This is a genomic window from Marinobacter gelidimuriae (assembly GCF_000372805.1).
GTDB classification, from domain to species: domain Bacteria; phylum Pseudomonadota; class Gammaproteobacteria; order Pseudomonadales; family Oleiphilaceae; genus Marinobacter; species Marinobacter gelidimuriae.
Genome location: NZ_KB889835.1, coordinates 1 through 2,398, shown reverse-complemented (window position 1 = coordinate 2,398; position 2,398 = coordinate 1). Strand labels below are relative to the sequence as shown.

The 2,398-nt window shown below is 51.8% G+C and carries 4 protein-coding genes and 3 pseudogenes; all 7 read left to right on the top strand.

The features are described from left to right. Positions 1–204: pseudogene (locus A3OI_RS23050) on the top strand (hypothetical protein); the annotation flags it as partial. Positions 205–281: 77 nt separating this feature from the next. Next, positions 282–476, top strand: coding sequence for a DUF4351 domain-containing protein (locus tag A3OI_RS21010; protein WP_018402800.1), 195 nt, complete (start codon positions 282–284; stop codon positions 474–476). A 398-nt stretch (positions 477–874) separates the two neighbouring features. Next, a complete protein-coding gene (locus tag A3OI_RS24555) occupies positions 875–1,066 on the top strand; it encodes a DUF2283 domain-containing protein (RefSeq protein ID WP_407635507.1) in 192 nt (63 codons plus the stop codon). A gap of 16 nt (positions 1,067–1,082) precedes the next feature. Next, positions 1,083–1,151 (top strand): annotated as a pseudogene (locus tag A3OI_RS24550) (hypothetical protein); the annotation flags it as partial. A gap of 48 nt (positions 1,152–1,199) precedes the next feature. Further along, positions 1,200–1,590, top strand: a pseudogene (locus A3OI_RS24220) (polysaccharide biosynthesis protein); the annotation flags it as partial. A 143-nt stretch (positions 1,591–1,733) separates the two neighbouring features. Further along, positions 1,734–1,997, top strand: a complete 264-nt coding sequence (locus A3OI_RS19135) for an MBL fold metallo-hydrolase (protein WP_018402798.1) — start codon at positions 1,734–1,736, stop codon at positions 1,995–1,997. 65 nt (positions 1,998–2,062) lie between these two features. Continuing rightward, positions 2,063–2,398: Rpn family recombination-promoting nuclease/putative transposase (locus tag A3OI_RS0102640; protein WP_018402797.1), on the top strand; the 336-nt coding region annotated here is incomplete at its 3' end.

Here is a 2,398-nt window from a genome sequence, read left to right as displayed (position 1 = left end):
CCGTTGAGTGGGGTTTTTGGTGTCGAGAACGCTGGCCACAGCTGGGAAGCCTTGCAGCAGGCTGTGGATCGGGTTGTGGCAATCATACAGTCGGACCCGAACAAGGATCGTACCGACAGAATTATTACCCGCTGGCTCAAACGCCATTTGCAGCGACTTGGGGCTGAAGTCGACTGCGGTCAGAAACCAGGCACTGATTTGTAATCCTGGGGAAGTGGGGACAGATTTGAAATCAACCTGAAGGCCCCGAAGAGGCCAGACCCCGAGAAGCAATTCAAGGCATGCAGCAAGGCGTAGAACAAGGCATGCAGCAAGGTGAGGCCGCCGCTTTGAAAAAGCTGATCAGCCTGAAATTCGGTGAGCTTCCCCGCTGGGCCGAAGCGCACATTCAATCTGCCGGTGTTCCAGAACTGGAGGTCTGGCTGGAAGCTATATTGACCTCGGATAGGTTGGATTCATTACTGAATCGGCATTAACGAAACGGCCTACCTGGATTTTCAATCATCGAACCAGGACGTTCCGTAGAGCTCTTCGGTTTATGACTTTCTGGATGAAATCTCTATGGAATGGCAGCGGGAGCCGAGCGTCAGTAGTAAGGGGCAGCATTAATCCACGGAAGGAGAAGGCTTGTATGTATTCAGAACGCTTTGGGCGGGAAATTAAAATTACTCGCCACGCAATGCAGAGAATGCGCACGCGATGCATAACGGATCTTGAGCTGGCGCTATTGATTGCGGAAGGGAACTCGTAACAAGGATGAGCATAGATTATGGGTTGCTCATCGCTTTGAGGAGCGGCTTGATAATATGTTGTGCGCGCCAGTAGTTCTGGAAGAAAAATTCTTGATAGTTAAAACAGTAATGCACCATTTTTCATGGGAGGGCTGAGAACAATGCACACCATCTATGATGAAGCCGATGATATCCTTACAGTCCATCTAAGCGACAAGCAGATTGTGAAAGAGATTTCACAGGATTGGAATACCCACGTAAGTTATGCAACCGATGGTTCCATCGTTGAGGTTGTAGTGCTTGACGCACACAAAATGGTGCGTGGCCTTTGGTGAAAACTCACGCTGCGTAATGGTGGTTTTAATTGGTTCTGAGTTGTGCCGGCAGATCATTCGCCATCAGCCCAAATGCCTGGTGCTGTTTGAGCAGTCTGAGTTTGCGTTGTACGCCATTGAACGCGAGCTTCAGCAGATCAATTCAGTGTTCAGTGGCCTGCGCCCCGGTGAAAAATTATTTGAAGAGCTGTTGATTGGTGACGACGCCCAAGGCACTGCCCACCCGCGCATTATGATGGCCCGTGAAGTGTGTATGACCTGGCCTGAGGTGGCAGGCACGGTGAAACAGCTGCAACACGCCAGTCAGGCGTTTGATTGTGAGGGCGTGTTGACGATTCTTAAAACCGCGCCTACGGGGTTCGCGCCTAATGGGGGGTGTTGGGGATTTGGTGTGGAATTTGAGTCGGCGGCCTGTGGTAGCCCGGGCGACCGATAAAGTTGGGACAGCCGGGTCAGCTGGTAGAGCCGGGACAGATTTGAAATCTGTCCCGAAGGCGGGAAACGGAAAACGGGGACAGATTTGAAGCCGGGACAGACTTGAAGTCTGTCCCGAGGGCGGGAAAGGAGAAACGGGGACAGATTTGAAATCTGTCCCTGAGGGGAACCTGAAGTAAAGCAGGGACAGACTTAAAGTCTGTCCCTTGCAACCGGCAACAAGGAGGTTGTTATGATCAATATTTCCCACCACGGCGCTGTTTCGGGCGTTACTGGCTCCTGCCACGAACTGAGCATTACTCCCCCTGGCCGGTTGCATCCCTCCGCTGGCATTCTGGTTGATTGCGGCCTGTTCCAGGGCGCAGACGCTGCCGGCAGAAAAATTCATGGACAGGCACTCTCTCTAGTCTTTTTATTCCCTCCTGCTGCGCATAATTCGGCGTTATGGCACGGCTGGTCCAATGACAACCATATTTCAGGTCTGCAAGGTCTGTAGTGGTTCATCAGGGGAGGGGTGTTGGGTTCCTGTGGTAAGCTTCAGGCATCGAGATAGGAGAACGCATGGCAACGAATCACCACGACACCGGTTACAAGGAACTGTTCAGCCACCCGGAGTTTGTTCAGCAGTTGATCGAGGGATTCGCACCTTTCGAGATCGCGGATCTGATGGACTTCAGAACACTCAAGAATCACAGCGGCAATTACATCACGCCGCTGTTTGAAGAGAAATTTGAAGACGTGGTGTGGTCTGTCAATATCACTTGGGAAGGCGTGCCTCAGCAGGTGTACCTGTATATTCTGCTGGAGTTCCAGTCCCGTGTGGATCGAACCATGCCGATCAGAATGATGCACTACGTGGCTTGTTTCTATGACCACTTACTGAAAACCAGAGTAACA

Bases quoted from the DNA above. Each gene is read 5' to 3' on its own strand.
- A3OI_RS21010 (WP_018402800.1), top strand. From the start codon at position 282: ATGCAGCAAGGCGTAGAACAAGGCATGCAGCAAGGTGAGGCCGCCGCT.
- A3OI_RS24555 (WP_407635507.1), top strand. From the start codon at position 875: ATGGGAGGGCTGAGAACAATGCACACCATCTATGATGAAGCCGATGAT.
- A3OI_RS19135 (WP_018402798.1), top strand. From the start codon at position 1,734: ATGATCAATATTTCCCACCACGGCGCTGTTTCGGGCGTTACTGGCTCC.